General features: G+C 45.4%; 12 protein-coding genes and 1 tRNA gene. 9 read left to right on the top strand and 4 right to left on the bottom strand.

Features of this window, described 5'->3' with window-relative positions; translation table 11 throughout:
• Positions 1–33: 33 nt before the first annotated feature.
• Positions 34–546, bottom strand: coding sequence for a rhodanese-like domain-containing protein (locus ACZ41C_RS04965; RefSeq protein ID WP_138257061.1), 513 nt, complete (start codon positions 544–546; stop codon positions 34–36).
• Positions 547–686: 140 nt separating this feature from the next.
• On the opposite strand from ACZ41C_RS04965, the gene ACZ41C_RS04960 reads away from it, so the two are divergent.
• Positions 687–2,171 (top strand): glycoside hydrolase family 32 protein, encoded by a 1,485-nt coding sequence (locus tag ACZ41C_RS04960; protein WP_464564785.1) that lies wholly within the window; start codon positions 687–689, stop codon positions 2,169–2,171.
• On the opposite strand, the gene ACZ41C_RS04955 is transcribed toward ACZ41C_RS04960, so the two are convergent.
• The 3 genes from ACZ41C_RS04955 to ACZ41C_RS04945 form a co-directional block, all read right to left on the bottom strand.
• A complete protein-coding gene (locus tag ACZ41C_RS04955) occupies positions 2,168–3,484 on the bottom strand; it encodes an ADP-ribosylglycohydrolase family protein (protein ID WP_464564783.1) in 1,317 nt (438 codons plus the stop codon). The genes ACZ41C_RS04960 and ACZ41C_RS04955 overlap by 4 nt on opposite strands.
• A 327-nt stretch (positions 3,485–3,811) precedes the next feature.
• Entirely contained in the window at positions 3,812–4,786 is a 975-nt protein-coding gene (locus ACZ41C_RS04950) for a phosphotransferase (RefSeq protein WP_464564781.1), read from the bottom strand.
• 469 nt (positions 4,787–5,255) lie between these two features.
• Positions 5,256–5,328 (bottom strand) — tRNA-Phe (locus ACZ41C_RS04945).
• A 374-nt stretch (positions 5,329–5,702) separates the two neighbouring features.
• On the opposite strand from ACZ41C_RS04945, the gene ACZ41C_RS04940 reads away from it, so the two are divergent.
• The 8 genes from ACZ41C_RS04940 to ACZ41C_RS04905 all read left to right on the top strand — a co-directional run bounded on the left by ACZ41C_RS04940 (position 5,703) and on the right by ACZ41C_RS04905 (position 16,549).
• Positions 5,703–7,343, top strand: a complete 1,641-nt coding sequence (locus ACZ41C_RS04940; protein ID WP_464564779.1) for a TldD/PmbA family protein — start codon at positions 5,703–5,705, stop codon at positions 7,341–7,343.
• 26 nt (positions 7,344–7,369) lie between these two features.
• A complete protein-coding gene (locus ACZ41C_RS04935) occupies positions 7,370–8,686 on the top strand; it encodes a TldD/PmbA family protein (RefSeq protein ID WP_464564777.1) in 1,317 nt (438 codons plus the stop codon).
• A 100-nt stretch (positions 8,687–8,786) separates the two neighbouring features.
• On the top strand, positions 8,787–9,407 hold the full coding sequence (locus ACZ41C_RS04930; protein WP_464564775.1) for a DUF4159 domain-containing protein: 621 nt from the start codon (positions 8,787–8,789) through the stop codon (positions 9,405–9,407).
• A 16-nt stretch (positions 9,408–9,423) separates the two neighbouring features.
• Positions 9,424–10,428 carry an AAA family ATPase gene (locus ACZ41C_RS04925; protein WP_464564773.1) on the top strand — a complete coding sequence of 335 codons (1,005 nt, stop codon included), beginning with the start codon at positions 9,424–9,426 and terminating at the stop codon, positions 10,426–10,428.
• 7 nt (positions 10,429–10,435) lie between these two features.
• Complete coding sequence (locus tag ACZ41C_RS04920) at positions 10,436–11,332, top strand: DUF58 domain-containing protein (protein ID WP_464564771.1); 897 nt, start codon at positions 10,436–10,438, stop codon at positions 11,330–11,332.
• Positions 11,333–12,616: a BatA domain-containing protein gene (locus tag ACZ41C_RS04915; protein WP_464564769.1), complete on the top strand. Its 1,284-nt coding sequence runs from the start codon at positions 11,333–11,335 to the stop codon at positions 12,614–12,616.
• On the top strand, positions 12,613–14,826 hold the full coding sequence (locus ACZ41C_RS04910; RefSeq protein WP_464564767.1) for a tryptophan-rich sensory protein: 2,214 nt from the start codon (positions 12,613–12,615) through the stop codon (positions 14,824–14,826). The genes ACZ41C_RS04915 and ACZ41C_RS04910 overlap by 4 nt, the downstream gene beginning before the upstream one ends.
• Positions 14,816–16,549, top strand: coding sequence for a hypothetical protein (locus ACZ41C_RS04905; protein WP_464564765.1), 1,734 nt, complete (start codon positions 14,816–14,818; stop codon positions 16,547–16,549). Before ACZ41C_RS04910 ends, ACZ41C_RS04905 begins: the two co-directional genes overlap by 11 nt.
• The last annotated feature ends 34 nt before the right edge of the window (positions 16,550–16,583 follow it).

The following is a 16,583-nucleotide window of genomic DNA, read 5'->3' as shown; positions in this document are numbered from 1 at the left end:
TTTAGGAAATTAAGATGGCACGTCATTGGTCGTTCAGGGTTCGTAAACCTTAATCCCATTTTTCAATAAGCGTCCCCACAAACGGTTAAAGGCGTGTACACTGTCCGTTTCCATACCCTGTGAATTGTATACCGTTCTGTTTTTGTTCTTCCATTCAAAGATGCCGCCATAGAGGTTCTTTACGTTGGTATAGCCCAATTCCTGTAGTTTCTCGCCAATATCCTCGGACCGTACGCCTATGGAGCAGTATACGACAATAGCTTGTTCCTTTTGGGGAACGGTTTGCAGGACTTTATCCGCGTCGAAATCGGAATTGCCCACCCAAACGGCACCCTTTAAGTGGCTTACTTCAAATTCATCCAATTCCCGGGCATCCAAGAGTACAATGGAATCATTGGGTTGCAGGTTCTCCGGTTGGATGTAGGGAACGGTCTCCTTGTTCAACAATTTTAGGGTGTTGTCCAAACTGCGTTGCGCCCTTATCGCATGGGAATGCACAAGCAAAAGGAACGGTAAGACCAGAAAGGATAAAACTTTTTGTAACATCTATACAAAGGTAGTATTTTAGGTGCGAAGGTCGCATATCGCCCTATCTTAAATTGCTCGTAATGTTCAAGTCTATCATCCCTATTTTTTTGATTCTTTTGTGTCTGAATGCATGTAAGGAAACTCCCAAAAATGAACCTATGGAAAATCCTGACGTAACTTTCTATTACACCGAAGCCTACCGGCCGCAGTTTCATTTTTCCCCAGAGGAAAAATGGATGAACGATCCCAACGGTTTGGTATATCACAAGGGAATCTACCACTTGTTCTATCAATATTATCCAGACGATATCGTCTGGGGACCCATGCATTGGGGCCACGCCACAAGTAAGGACTTGATTCATTGGGAGCATAAACCCATAGCGTTGTTTCCAGATGAACACGGACTGATTTTTTCCGGATCTGCGGTGGTGGACACCAATAATACTTCGGGATTTGGAACGGGAGAAAATCCGCCCTTGGTAGCCATTTTCACCTATCATGATATGGAGGGCGAGAAAGCGGGAAGAAATGATTTTCAGACCCAGGGAATCGCCTATAGTCTGGACAATGGGGATAGCTGGACAAAGTTCGATGGAAACCCTGTTATTCAAAATGACGGTATGCGCGATTTTAGGGACCCCAAGGTATTTTGGAACGAAATCAAAAACAACTGGACCATGCTTTTGGTAGCGGGGGACCACCTACAGATTTGGCAATCCAACGATTTAAAGGCATGGGAAAAGGTAAGCGAATTTGGGAAGGACAAAGGTGCCCACGGGGGCGTCTGGGAGTGTCCGGATATGTTCAAATTGAAGGTTGAGGGGACCGATACCGAAAAATGGGTTCTCCTCATCAGTATCAACCCTGGAGCGCCCAATGGCGGAAGCGGCACGCAATATTTTGTGGGCGATTTTGATGGCACCACCTTTACGACCGACCAAGAAGAGGCCAAATGGGTCGATTGGGGCCGGGACAACTATGCAGGCGTCACATACAATATTGTACCCGAAAACGAACGAATCTTCATTGGCTGGATGAGCAATTGGGACTATGCCCGTGACACGCCCACCGAAGTGTGGCGAAGTGCCAACACGATACCCCGAAACCTTTCGCTCCATGAAAACAACGGAACCTTGGAACTGTATAGTTACCCCATTGCCAATTTTGACGAAATCGTGGAGCACTCCTATGGCGAGACACCCGTGGCACTTAAACCGGAACAGCGGACCCAAATCCCCCTTAAATACGGGAACCAATCCGAAATTCGTTTTCTCATGGAGGCTTTGGACAGCAAATGGATCTTTAGCAATCCTGGGGGGGATAGTCTGGTATTACAGCTAAATCAAAAGGACAAGATGTTTTCGTTGGACCGTTCCAAATCTGGGAAGGTGGATTTTAAACCCGAATTTGTCCTCGGAAAGCAGCATATGCCCGTTCCCAATTTGCCTACCGATGCCATTGAAGTCAGGATGCTCTTGGACAAGTCTTCCTTGGAAATCTTTTTGAACAAGGGTCAGTACGTGATGACGAACCAAATCTTCCCCAATGCCGATTATACGGAACTTACCTTGGAGAATACATCGGACACCGAACAGAAAATAGACAGTCTTTCCGAAAGTAAGGTGATGCGGATTTGGGATTAAGGGTACTTTAAATCGGTAATCCTTTGGGCCATGGCCTCCAAATCGATGCCCAGATGATCCCGATTTACCTTCACGACCTCTTCCTTTATCTCTTTTGGCAGGTTTTGGTAACCGGTTTTCGCACCCAAGACCATCCCTGCCACGGCGGCAACGGTGTCATTGTCCCGGCCATAGTTTACGATGTATTGTATCGTTTTTAAAAAATCACCTTCGCCAAAGGCCAGACCGGTAATCAGGATTTGCCAGATTTCCCCGGAATGAAAGGGAATGGCTTTTTGCTCCTTTTCTAAGAAGGCATAGGATATTTCCTGTAGTTCCCAATCAATGGCGGAACCAGGATAATTTTGGGGTGGGACGATTTTGTCGGCTATATTTTCGTTGTGGATCGCCCCTGTTTTGTTAAGCTTTTTGATACTTCGGATTTGGTTTGTGGAAGCTACCCAGATGTTGTAAGGTATCCGTCCCACCAAGCGGCTGTCCTGATAGCCCTCCATATCTGTAAAGGGAACTACGTTCAAAATGGAATCCAAGTTTTGGGTCCTAAGGGCCATATGCGTCATGGCCGATACACTGGCCGTAATGTCCTTGGCATAGCCAATATCGAATAGGGAATGCTCGTACCCAAGGGCATAGGCATCCTCCGTGTTGTTGGCGATAAACCCGAACATTGGCGCATACAATTGTCCGGCGCAGGACATCTCACCACCGTAAAATCGGTTTAGGGCACGGGTATATTCGGTCATACCATTTTGGTAGGCCAGTGAGACCCGGGCCCATTCCTTGATCCAATCGATCTGTTCCATTTTTTGGTCGAGTAGGTCGGTTTGGGTCGCCAGGCCGGTATCGGAAAGGTTTTTGGTAAGTTGCCCGTAATAGTCGTTGATGAATTCTGAAAAGGAAGTTGCATTTGGCTCCCCTTCGGATTGTGTAAAATATTCCGTCATGAGAAATTTCCAGCGGGTATCATCGGTGGTGGCACCTTGGAGGAGGTTGTTTTCCCAAGTGCCCTCCGGGGACTGTACGCGTTCGGCGGGCGTAAGTCCCGTGATGTATCCGTATTTTAGCTGAATGTCCTTCCGGTGCCACATTTCGGTACTTGCGCCCATGGCATCGCCAATGGCGGACCCCACCAATGCCCCCAAAACCCTATCGTAATAGGCTTCTTTGGAGAGTTGTAGGGTATCCGAGGTGTATGCCGTATTTTTTGGTGCGGGTATAATCGGGGTTTCCTTCTCGTTTTGCTTACATGAAAACATTAGAACCAACGAAAGGACAACAATGTATTTGCTAAGGCTTGGATGATGATTTTTCATAGGCTTATACTCTTTTAGGGTCAACTAATTTCCGACTGTCATCTAGAAAGAAGAGAATATACTTATTACCATTCAATATTGGAACTATTTACAAATATGTATCAAAAACCTAATGAATCGTCAGTTCGAGTGATTTTGAGGCACGAAAAATCGTATCGAGAACTAAACGATGGAAAAATATCGCTTCTCGATAAAAATTTTTCTCATTATCAATCGAAAAATCCACTCGAAGTGACATACTTTTTTAAAATACAGAATAGATTTTTTAACATTTTAAAACCATGTTTGAACCTCAAAAACTAAGTGTTGATTGTTTTATATTGTTAGCTATTTAGACAGTATTAGTTTTTCGGCCAGGGCCAAAAGTGATTCCTTTTCTTCTATACTGCGTTCCAAGGGAAGCTGTGCCAGACCGATAAGCCGACGCATGATTTCCACACTGGCTATTTGTGCTACCAATGGTTTGTCATGCTTGCCGGGATACGTTTTGGATAAACTTTCTACGAAAGTCGCATCGTGTGTGGCCATGATAAGGTGGGCGGCCATGACGCCCAAATCGAATTCGGGAAAACCCAAAAAACCGAATTCAGGGTCTAGTACAAAAATCTCCTCGTTTTTGGACATCCAACTGCCCGGGTAATAATCCCCATGCAGTAGGGTATCCCCTTGGCTGAGGTATTTCTTTCCAAGTTCGGAAATGACCGACTTTAATTCAGGATTACTTTTATAGGGCGCGGCCAAACCTTGCAGTCCTTGTTGAACGGTGTCCAATGAGAAGCCGTTGTCCTCCATAAAAGGAAGCACAAAAATGTGTTGGTGGTTGAGTTGGCGCATTTCCATATTCTCGGGAAAATCCTTGGGGGCCTTGCTGCTATGTATTTTGTGAAGTACCTCGACCAGGGTATTCAATTGACGTTGGTCAATATTCCGTTGGTGGTATAGATAGGTCATGTCCTTACAATCGCCCAAATCTTCCATATATAATAGGTAGGCATCTTTATCATAGCCCAAGATTTTTGGCAAGTGTTTTTGCAGGTCTTGGTGTTTTAAAGCACTATAAAATGCGTGCTCTACGGCGATACGTTCAATAGGGGCGGAGATGTCCTGATACTTCTGTACATACTCACGCGATTGTTTTAGAACAAAAGAACGCTGATCGGTGTGTACTTTTAGCACGACGTTCATATTACCCTCCCCGGCTTTGGAAAGTCGGTCGATTTTTTCATTGGGTTGTAACCATTGACGCTCCGCTAAAAAGGCTTGGAGTGTCTCAATGGGCATTTTTTCATCGATTCGTATCAAAATAAGAAGCTCTTTTAGGAATACAAGATACGGTTAATGTGGGGATGGTGGTAGTATTGGATTTGAATCCTTGGTAAACTTAACGTGATTTAAGTTTTTATTTTCCTTACCTCCAGCAGATAACTTCGCTTTGCTTGTTGTTCCATCGGAACCACAATTGAAAATAGCGAACCCAGCTGCCCATGGCAGCTGCTTTTTTATTTTCCTACTTTTTTGATCAATCAAGCTTACCAAAAATCCGGTAAATAAAAAACCCGCTCTTGAAGGAGCGGGTTTGCTGCGTTAAGTGGTACCTACAGGAGATAACTTCGCTACGCTCGTTGTTCCTTTGTTCCCAAAAGTCAATACACAAACCCAACAGCCTAAACGGCTGTTGTTTTTTTATGTCCAAAACCTGTTAAGCGTAAACGCTTACGGTTTTCCCATAAAAAAACCCATCTCACTAAAGTGGATGGGTTTGTGTATATTGTGGTACCTCCAGGAATCGAACCAGGGACACACGGATTTTCAGTCCGTTGCTCTACCAACTGAGCTAAGGTACCTTTACGCCCCCATAGCTATGGGGAATGCGGCTGCAAATATAATTTCTAATTTTACATATACCAACTAAAAAACAAAAAAAGCATCCTTTTGTTTTGTACCTCCCGTTCAATACCCCTATTTACGATGATTCCACGTTGCGATAGGGGAACGTCAATAAATCATATCCTTGGTTCCAGGGTTCTAATTTGGCACCTATACAAAATGTGAATATCATAAAATCTTCTTAATAAAATCCAAATACCCAAGGATGTTACAGGTAGAATTCCCTATTTTAGGAGCTATTCCTATTAAGTAGTGTCAAAATAGACACCCATGAAATATGGGCTTATGGGAATACTGACTAAGTAAAAAATTAACTCGAACAGACGAAACAATGAAACGAAGAAACTTTGTACAATTGTCCGGCATGGGTGCGGCCTCCCTATTGGTACCCGCAAGTATGATGGGCAATGTGATTGAAACAGAAGCCCTCCTGGAGCCGGGTATGGACGTCGTCCTAAAAAAGAAAATGGCCGATGTGGCCCTGAATACCGCCAAATCCTTGGGTTCTACCTATGCCGATGCGCGCATTGGACGGTACTTGAACCAATATGTATTTACAAGGGAGGACAAGGTGCAGAACGTGGTGAACACGGAATCCTTTGGAATTGGAATAAGAGTAATCGCCAATGGGACCTGGGGTTTTGCCTCCACCAATAGCGTTACCGAGGACGGAATCAAAAAAGCGACCCAACAGGCCGTAGCCATTGCCAAGGCCAACTCCAAAATCCAGAAGGAGCCCGTACAACTGGCACCGGTGCAGGCGCATGGAGAGGTTTCTTGGAAGACCCCTTTGACCAAGGATTTTAAGGACGTACCGGTTTCTGAAAAAGTAGACCTGTTATTGAGTGCCAATGCCGCTGCCATGGAAAACGGCGCCAACTTTGTGAATTCGGCCTTGTTCATGGTCAACGAGCAAAAATATTTTGCCTCTACGGATGGTTCTTACATAGACCAGGACGTGCACCGTATCTGGCCTACCTTCAGCGTAACGGCCGTGGATCGGGCGGCGGGCAAGTTCAAGACCCGCCAGGCGATGAGTGCGCCCATGGGAATGGGCTACGAGTATATGGACGGACTTGCTTCGGAAAAACTGGAAGGTCCTGCCGGAATCACCCTCTACCGAAAAAGTTATGATATCGTGGAAGATGCCATCCAAGCGGCGAATCAGGCCAAGGAAATGCTTTCGGCAAAATCCGTAGATCCAGGAAAATACGACTTGGTTCTGGAGCCCAACCATTTGGGACTCACCATCCATGAGTCGGTTGGACACCCCTTGGAACTGGACCGTGTCCTTGGCTATGAGGCCAATTATGCAGGTACCAGTTTTGCTACCTTGGACAAATGGAGATCGGGCGATTTCAATTATGGAAGCAAGATCGTAAACTTGGTGGCGGACAAGACCCAAGTAGGTAGTTTAGGTGCCGTTGGGTATGACGATGAAGGCGTGAAGACCAAAAAATGGGATTTGGTCCGTAACGGTACCTTGGTGAACTATCAGGCCATTCGTGATCAAGTAAACATCATCGACCAAAACGAATCCCACGGATGTTGCTATGCCCAAAGCTGGAACGATGTCCAATTTCAGCGGATGCCAAACGTATCCCTGGAACCTGGAACCGAAAAGTACTCCATTAAGGACATGGTCAAGGATGTGGAAAAAGGTATTTATATCGCCGGACGCGGTTCGTATTCCATTGACCAACAGCGGTATAACTTCCAGTTTGGTGGTACGGTATTCTATGAAATCAAAAACGGGGAAATTGCCGGTATGCTGAACGATGTGGCCTACCAATCCAATACCCAGGAATTTTGGAATTCCTGTGCCAAGATTTGTGATGAAGGGGATTACCGCATGTTCGGGTCCTTCTTTGATGGAAAGGGGCAGCCGTCCCAAGTGAGTGCCGTATCCCACGGTAGCTCTACCTCCAGATTCAATGATATCAATGTAATTAACACGGGTCGTACCATTTAAAGGATACGCAATACAAAATTTCAGAAATGGCAATATATACAGAAGAAGAGGCCAGAAAAATTATGGAAAAGGCGTTGAGCTTTTCCACGGCCGATACATGTGAAATAAATTTAAGTGGGGAGGAGAGCGGAAACATCCGCTACGCCCGGAATACGGTTTCCACGGCAGGTCATAGATCCAATCAATCCTTGGTTGTGCAATCCAGTTTTGGGAAGAAATCAGGTACGGCGACCATTGACGAGTTTGACGACGCCTCTTTGGAAAAGGTGGTGAAAAGAGCGGAGGAACTGGCGAAACTTTCCCCGGAAAACCCGGAATTCATGGAACCTTTGGAGCAGCAAAGCTATGATAAGGCCATTAACTTTGTGGAAGCGACGGCGAATATAACCCCGGAATATAGGGCATCGGTGGCCAACGACAGTATTGAACCCGCGGCCGCACAAGATGTAACGGCGGCAGGGTTTTTGGACGATTCCTATGGTTTCAGTGCGATGTTGAATTCCAAGGGTCTTTTTGCATACAATAAATCCTCCAACGTAGATTTTACGGTCACCATGCGAACCAACGATGGTACAGGTTCCGGTTGGGTCGCCAGGGATTTTAACGACATAGGCAAGTTCAATGCTTCCGAGGCATCCAAGGTGGCTATTGACAAGGCGGTGATGTCCAGGGAAGCGAAGGCTATAGAACCTGGTAAATACACCGTTATCTTGGAACCCGCCGCGGCCGAGGACTTGATCAGCAATATGGCAAGATCCCTAAATGCCCGTACCGCCGATGAAGGCCGAAGCTTTATGTCCAAAGAAGGTGGAGGCACCAAATTGGGAGAAAAAATAGTGGACGAAAGGGTCAACCTGTGGTCAGACCCTTTGCATCCCGAAGTTCCCACCAGTACTTGGAGCGGAGATGGTCAGGCCTTGAAGAAAACCGTTTGGATCGAAAACGGGGTGGTCAAAAATTTGGCCTATGACCGTTTCTGGGCGCAGGAACAAGGTGTTGAACCCGTGCCGTTTCCCAACAATATCATCATGGGTGGCGGCGATGCTTCTTTGGAAGATTTGATAAAAGGTACCAAGAAAGGGATTTTGGTGACCCGTTTGTGGTACATCCGTACGGTAGACCCTCAGACCTTATTGTATACCGGTCTTACCCGGGACGGAACCTTTTATATCGAAAACGGACAGATCAAACATCCGGTGAAGAACTTCCGCTTTAATGAGAGTCCGGTCATCATGCTGAACAACCTGGAAGCTTTGGGGCAACAGGTCCGTATTAACGGGAATTTGATTCCGTACATGAAAATCAGGGACTTTACCTTTACGAGCTTATCGGATGCCGTATAGGTCTTGAAATTATAAAAGCTGGTTGCGATACATTTTATCATTGCAACCAGTTTTTATTTTCACTGAAGTGGTTTAAAATTTAAAATACTTTTGAATACCGTTGAGTAACGAGTTTTTCTTTACCCGATTACAATATGAGTCCGGCGATTGGGACGTGGACCAACGTATGCCTTCCAACCTGCTCAACTCCTTGGTAGAGTATACCACCCTCCAGGTGAATACGGTGGAAAACATCGTCCCCTTGGCCAGTGACGATATTTTTAAATGTCCGTTTTGTTACCTATCCGGACATAAATTGGTACAATTCTCCAAAAAGGAAGGGGAAAACTTTAAAAAATATGTGGATAACGGCGGATTCGTTTTCGTGGACGATTGTAACCACGATATCGACGGACTTTTTGCAAAATCCTTCGAACGGCAAATGGGGGAGTTGTTCGGGAACGAAGCCTTGGTGAAATTGCCCAATGATCATGAACTCTACACGATATTTTTCGATTTTGAAGATGGACCGCCCACTACTTCCCAGGAACTGAACGGTTGGGGCGACGACTTGGTACATGAATACCTAAAGGCAATCGAGGTCAACGGACGGATCGGGGTATTGTACAGTAACAAGGACTATGGTTGTGAATGGGATTATGATTTTAGGAACAAACGGTGGTATAAAAACGATAATACAAGATTTGGCGTAAATATCGTCATGTACGCATTAACATCTTAAGCAGAATTTAGAATACATGGACAAACAATTAGTGGCTGCGGAGCAGGAAATAAAAAAATTGACGGATAAATTACCCTTGCTAAAAAAGGAGATAGGAAAAGTCATTGTGGGCCAGGAAGAAACCATTGAGCACATGCTCATCACTTTTCTCGCAGGTGGACATGCCCTTTTGGAAGGGGTGCCCGGGCTCGCCAAGACCTTGCTGATCAAGACCATTTCCCAGGCGATAGACTTAAATTTCAATAGGATCCAATTTACGCCGGATTTGATGCCTTCGGATATTGTGGGCACTGAAATTTTAGAGGAAGACCACACCACGGGCAACAAGTTCTTCAAGTTCAATAAGGGCCCCATTTTTGCGAATATCGTTTTGGCCGATGAAATCAACAGGACCCCGCCAAAGACCCAAGCCGCTCTGTTGGAGGCCATGCAGGAATTTGAGGTCACCTATTCAGGGAAGACCTATGAAATGGACCGACCCTTTTTTATTTTGGCCACCCAGAACCCTATTGAACAATCGGGTACCTTTCCACTTCCGGAGGCACAGCAGGATCGTTTTCTTTTTTATATAAAGATTGGCTACCCAACCGCAAAAGAAGAAAAGAACATCTTAAAAAATACCACGGGGACCCATCGGCCCAAAGTGGAAAAAATCATCAGCGGACCCGAAATCATCCGCTTGCAGGAATTGGTACGCGAGGTACACATAAGCGACGACCTTATTGGATATGTAAGCGATTTGGTACGGGCTACCCGCCCGGAAACTACCAATTCCGACTTTGTAAAACAGTGGGTAGGTTGGGGAGCGGGACCCCGGGCAGGTCAGGCCATGATCTTGACCGCCAAGGCAAGGGCCTTGCAGGAAGGCCGTTTTTCGGTCACTCTGGAAGACCTGAAACATGTCGCCTTCCCAGTATTGCGGCACCGGGTCATCGTGAACTTTAGGGCAGAGGCCGAAGGAATCGATTCGGACGCCGTTACCAAGGAATTGTTGGAAAAGAGTAAGGTAAACGTAAAATAGCTGCCCCTTGAAAACGGACTACAGGGAACTTTTTCAACCGCAGATCATCAACAGTGTATCTGGCTTGGCGCTCATAGCACGTGCGATTGTGGACGGATTTTTATCCGGGTCGCATCAAAGTAGGCGGGTAGGCCCTGGTCAGGAATTTAGCCAGTACAGGGACTATCAACCCGGGGATGACATGCGGCTGTTGGATTGGAAAATGTTGGCCCGTTCCGGGAGGTATTACATCAAGGAATCGGACATTGATACCCAGGTAAACGTAAAGTTCATTGTGGATAGCAGTGCTTCTATGCTCCACGAGGAAGCCGGACTGCGAAAAATCGATTTTGTAAAGGTATTGGTGGCTTCCTTGGCCTATCTGTCACACAACCAAGGGGATATGGTGGGGCTGTATGCACTTAATAGTTCCGGATTGCGAAGTGTATATCCTGCAGCACATAATAAGCATTATAACCGCATTTTACACGAACTGATCGAACTTAAAGTAGGTGGGGAGTGGCCCACAAATCTGAACGATTTGGAGAAGATACATCAACGCACCCAAAAGGAATTGTTGTTCGTCATTACCGATATGCACGAAGTGGGTACCGAACTGACCCGTTGGATTCAAAATCTAAAAACCTCTAGAAATGAGGTGGTCGTCCTTCATGTTTTGGGAGAAAATGAATTGGAGTTCAACTATTCCGGTGCCCTGGTATTTGAAGACCTGGAAACGGGAAAAAAGGTGAAGGTGGAGGCAAAAAATGCCAGAAAGGAATATTTAAAATTGATGGAAACGAATTTGGAGGAACTAAAGAATGATTTCCTTTCCAAGAATATCAGTTATGAACTGTTCCGTCTTCATAACCCGATGGAAGAGGCCTTGCAATTATTTTTAAAAAAACGGATGGCGTTGAGATAAATGACATTATTGCAACCTACATATCTTTGGGCCCTTTTTTCCTTGGCCGTTCCCTTGCTCATTCACTTGTTGAACAAAGGGGATGTAAAAACGGTGAAGGTAGGAAGTGTAAAATTCCTTAAGGAATCCGATACCAAGCAATCCCGAAAGATTAGGTTGCACGAATTGTTCCTGTTGTTCCTGCGGATGCTTTTATTGGGGCTGATCATTCTGTATTTGGCAGAACCACGGTGGAAGACCAAAGTGCAAAAGGCTGCCCTGACCTATCTTATTGAGCCTTCTTTGGCGTCCAACGAAGCTTTTATGGCCTTTGCGGATTCCCTTCCTCAAAACGATATGCGATGGTTTGCCGAAAATTTTCCGGAGTTGGAAGCTGAGGTTGACCGTGGCACCGTTCCTACGTATTGGCAGCTAGCCCAAAAGTTAAATGAAATACTTTCGGATAGTATCGTAGTTTTTACGAAAGGCTTGGTCAAAGGAATCAAAGGACCAAGACCGGTGTTGGACGCAAATGTGCGTTGGGTCATGGTAGAAAATGATTCGGAGGTTGTTAAGCCCATTGGTGCAAAAATCATTGGGGATTCTATAAGGCTATTCGAAGCAAAGAGTTCTTCCCAAATAACCGATTTACAGGCAAACATGCTCTCCAAAAATGATGCAAGCGTTGTTTCGCTAACTTCGGATAGTCTGGTATGGAACGCATCGGGGGAAACGACCAAAGTCCCTGTATTACAGAACGATACCCTGCACGTGACCGTAGCATTTGACGAAAGTTATGAAAGGGAAATGCGGTTTGTTACATCGGCCTTAAAAGCCATAAGCATGTATGGAATGCGGGAAATCAATATAAAAACGATGAACGCCGATACCGTACTGGAAACAGGAAAACCGTTGGATTTGTTGGTCTGGTTAAAGGATAGCAATATTCCTAATGTCAAACAAACCACCCTTGCGATGGTACCCGATTCTTTGGCCAATTCCCTCATAGAACCTACCGAGTCCGAAAATCTTTTTCATTTGACCAAGCGTTTGAATATAGAAAATGCCATCGCTGAAAACCTGACAAATTCTTTGGCAGGCTTGCTGTTGTTCAACCGCACCTTGGAAGAAAATTTGCTTGAACGAGACCAGCGTGTATTGCCCGAAACGGAATTTACCCCGCATGTAGCCACCTCGGAATCTAGAATGAAGGTCCGTACCATGGATATTTCTACTTGGATCTGGCTGGCCGTTTTTTTAGTGCTCGTAGCAGAGCGGATACTCTCAAAAGTAAGAAAGCAATGAAGGAGGCGCGGGATATTTTATACGGGGCTTTGCTCAAATGGCGCTTGTTGAAAAGTACGGAGCCATTGCTGGTAGCGTTGGCACTTGGGGGGAGCGCGTATTTACTTTTTTCCTCTTTTTGGGTGGCCGTAATGGTCTTTTTGATTTCGTTGTCGGTCGGTTTATGGTTTGTTCGACCTTGGAAGTTGACCCTGGCCCAAATCTGTTCCCGGGTAGACGAAACCATCCCGACCATGGAGCATAGTACGGGCTTGATTTTGGAAAATGAAAACCAATTGCCGCTGCTTTCCAAAATCCAGCGGGCAAGGGCCAGTGAAAGCCTTAAGAACCATCAAAGTGACATACGAATCGAACATGCCCTAGTACCTACTGCCGGTGTTTCCCTGTTTGTTGTTTTGTTAGCGTGGTTGATACATGCATCGGGAGCTTTTCAGTTGGACCGCAATACAAAAAACATTCCGGAGGCCGATGTGGTGACCTTTCAGCCACTGGATTCCACAGACCTCGAAATCCTTCCGCCAAAAATAAGGAGTCAGGAAATCCGCATCAGCTACCCAAATTACACCCAAAAACTCGATACATACACCACCCAAATGAACCTACGGGTCTTGGAAGGATCCCGTATATCCTGGAACATTGTATTTGATCAATCGGTCAACGGGGTGCAACTACAAATGGGTGCCGATTCGCTCCAGATGGACGGTACCAAAGATTCCTTTTCAAAATCGCTGGTGGCTGATTATGCCAATTTTTATGCCATCAAATTTGAGGATTCCCTCGGCAATTCCTACGTATCCGATTTGTTCGCGTTGGAGACCTATAAGGATGAACCGCCCGTTATTGAAATGGAAGGTTTGCCGCAGTTCAGCCCTTTTGATTTTGAAGGTCCCCAAAAACTGGCGTTTACCACCCAATTAAAGGATGATTTTGGCCTGGCCGATGTCGCCATCATAGCCACGGTAAGCAAGGGAAGTGGGGAATCCGTTAAGTTTAGGGAGGAACGCTTGGACTTCGATACAAAACTGAGTCTGGGAACAAAACGTCAGGATTTCAGCAAGACCCTTAATTTAAGGGAGCTGAAAATGGAACCTGGGGACGAACTATATTTTTATGTGGAGGCTATTGACAACAAACAGCCTAGACCCAATATTTCCAGGACGGAAACTTTCTTTTCCGTCATAAAGGACACTGTTACCAATCAATTTGCGGTAGAAGGAACTTTGGGCGCCGACCTAATGCCGGATTATTTCAGGAGCCAACGCCAATTGATTATCGATACGGAAAAATTGATTGCGGAGAAACCCGTCATTGAAACCAAGGAGTTCAACTTTAGGAGCAACGAGCTGGGCTTTGACCAAAAGGCTTTGCGCATAAAATATGGGGAATTTATGGGCGACGAAAGCGAGGGAGGCCCTGTAGTCGTTACCGAAGTTGAAGCTGCAACAGAAGATCCGTTGGCGGAATACACCCATGACCATGATGGTTCAAACGAGCACAATTTGGTGGCCGAGGAGCATGAAGACCACGACCACGAAGATCATGGAAACGAAGACGACGCGGAAGATCCGCTGGAAGCCTATGTCCATAATCACGAGGATCCGGAAGCCTCCACGCTTTTTGCCCAATCCCTAAAAAGTAAATTGAAGCAGGCCATGGCGGAAATGTGGGATGCCGAATTGTATTTGCGACTTTTTCAACCGGAAAAATCCCTGCCTTACCAGTACAAGGCCTTAAAACTGATTCAGGAAATTAAAAACAGCGCACGGATATATGTACACAGAATCGGGTTTGATCCCCCGCCCATCAAAGAGGACAAGCGTTTGACGGGTGACCTAAAGGAGGTTGGGAACTATTCCAAGAGCGAAACCTTGGAAAAGGAAGACGATTATGAAAACATGCGGAAAGCGGTAGCACGTTTGGAAGTTTTGTTGGATTCCGATTTAAGAATCACCAAAGCCGATCGGGACCTCTTCCATAAAGTTGGGAACGAATTGGCGATACAGGCGATTAAGGAGCCTGGAAAATATCTGGAAACCCTGCAGACCGTCAATTGGTTATCGGAATCGGAAAGCATAGATATGCAGCAAATGAAAAACGCGGTGCAAGGCTTGTATAGGGCTTTGCCCAAAAAACAAGTGTTGCCAAATTCCAGTGAGCGCTATCAAAACGAGCTGAACAATCTGTTTATAGAATCCTTGAATGTTGAGTAACCTTGCTTTTGAAAATAAAAATTGGATGTTGGCCGTTGTGCTGACCGGACTCCTGTTGTTCGCCGTTTTCATTTGGAAGGCCTGGACCGGAACGGCGGATAGGCGATTCTATCTACAGACATTCCTTGGGTTCTTTGCCATTCTTTGTTTGGCCTTGTTGGTTCTGAAACCAACGTACCTACAAAAGGTCAGGAAGGAGGCCGTTCTTTTGACCAATGGATACCAAGCGGAAACCTTGGACAGTCTAAAAAAAAGCAACGGAAGGATTTCCGTTCTGGAGTATGCACCAGGAATGGACCTTTCTTCCACATTGGATTCCATTGAAAGTTTGTTGATTGTGGGACATGGAGTCCGGGATTACGATCTTTGGCAGTTTAAGCAAAGTTCCGTCTCATTTATTCCGGAAGCTATTTCCGAGGGAATCGTACAATTGAAATATAACCAAAAGGCCATTTTGGGAGCAGACCTAGTGGTAGAGGGAATTTATAATAACCCAGTCAATCAAAGCAAATTGGTACTTCAAGGGCCCGGTGGAAGCCCATTGGATTCGATTGTTTTTTCCCATAATCAAGAACATCAATTTAGATTAAGGACCAACCTAAAGGCACCCGGAAAGTTCCTATTTTTCGTACAGAGCAAGGATGGTTCCGGTACTGTTTCTAAGACAGAACCGTTACCGGTAATTGTGGACGCGAAAACGCCTTTGACAGTTTTAATGGTCAATGAATTCCCCTCTTTTGAAACCAAGTATTTGAAGAATTTTTTATCTGAAGAAGGGCATCGGGTCATCGTAAAGACGAAACTGACCAAACAGAAGTACAAGTATGAATATTTCAATACGGAAAGGCAACCTGTGTATTCCTTGAATTCTGAAAACCTATCGGCTTTGGATCTGATTGTTTTTGACGATGTTTCATTAAACATGCTTTCCAATTCGGAAAGGACCGTTCTGACCGAAGCGATACAGCAGTACGGACTCGGAGTTTTTGTGCAACAAACGGGAAATCGGTTTCAAGTCGAAAACAAACTGGGAGCATTTGAAGTGCAGCCCGATACTGAAAACACCCTTAACGTAGCGGTTGGGGCAGAACCATTGATGGAAAAATATCCGGTACGCTTCCCGGCCACAGGACTGACGGAAATGGCCATCGGAAATTACGGATATTCCAAACGATTGGGCCAAGGGATTATCGGGACCACTTCTTTGAAGAATACGTATGAATTGCTGCTGGACGGTAAGCAGGCAGAATACAGGGAAATTTGGACATCCTTGATCAACGGACTTCGGAAGCAAACCCAGAATACGGGCGCATTTCGGTCGGAATCCAACTGGGCATTTATTGACGAACCTTACGATTTTTCGTTTTTTACATCGGAAGAAATCCCGGTAGTGACCTTAGAAAATCAGTATCGGGTTCCATTATTAAAAAACACTGTGGTTCATGATGAATGGCAAGGAAGGGTCTATCCTAAGGAAAAGGGTTGGCATGAATTGGCATCGGAACTGGATAGTGAGGCTTCCCAAAATTTTTATGTTATGGAGGCGGGAAACTGGAATTCCTTGACCGCCCAAAATACCCTAAAACGGAACAAGGGATTCTTTGATTCTACGGTTACGGACCAAAAGGAAAAATTCCTGCCCCAAAGCATTCCTACCATCTGGTTTTTTATGGGTTTTCTTTTGATCATGGGATTTTTATGGCTCCTGCCAAAGATAAAATAGGTTACAATTGTTTCAATGCAAAAGCCATTCTATA

This window comes from Maribacter sp. C-4077, assembly GCF_055378385.1.
This window is presented reverse-complemented; position numbering and strand designations above follow the sequence as displayed.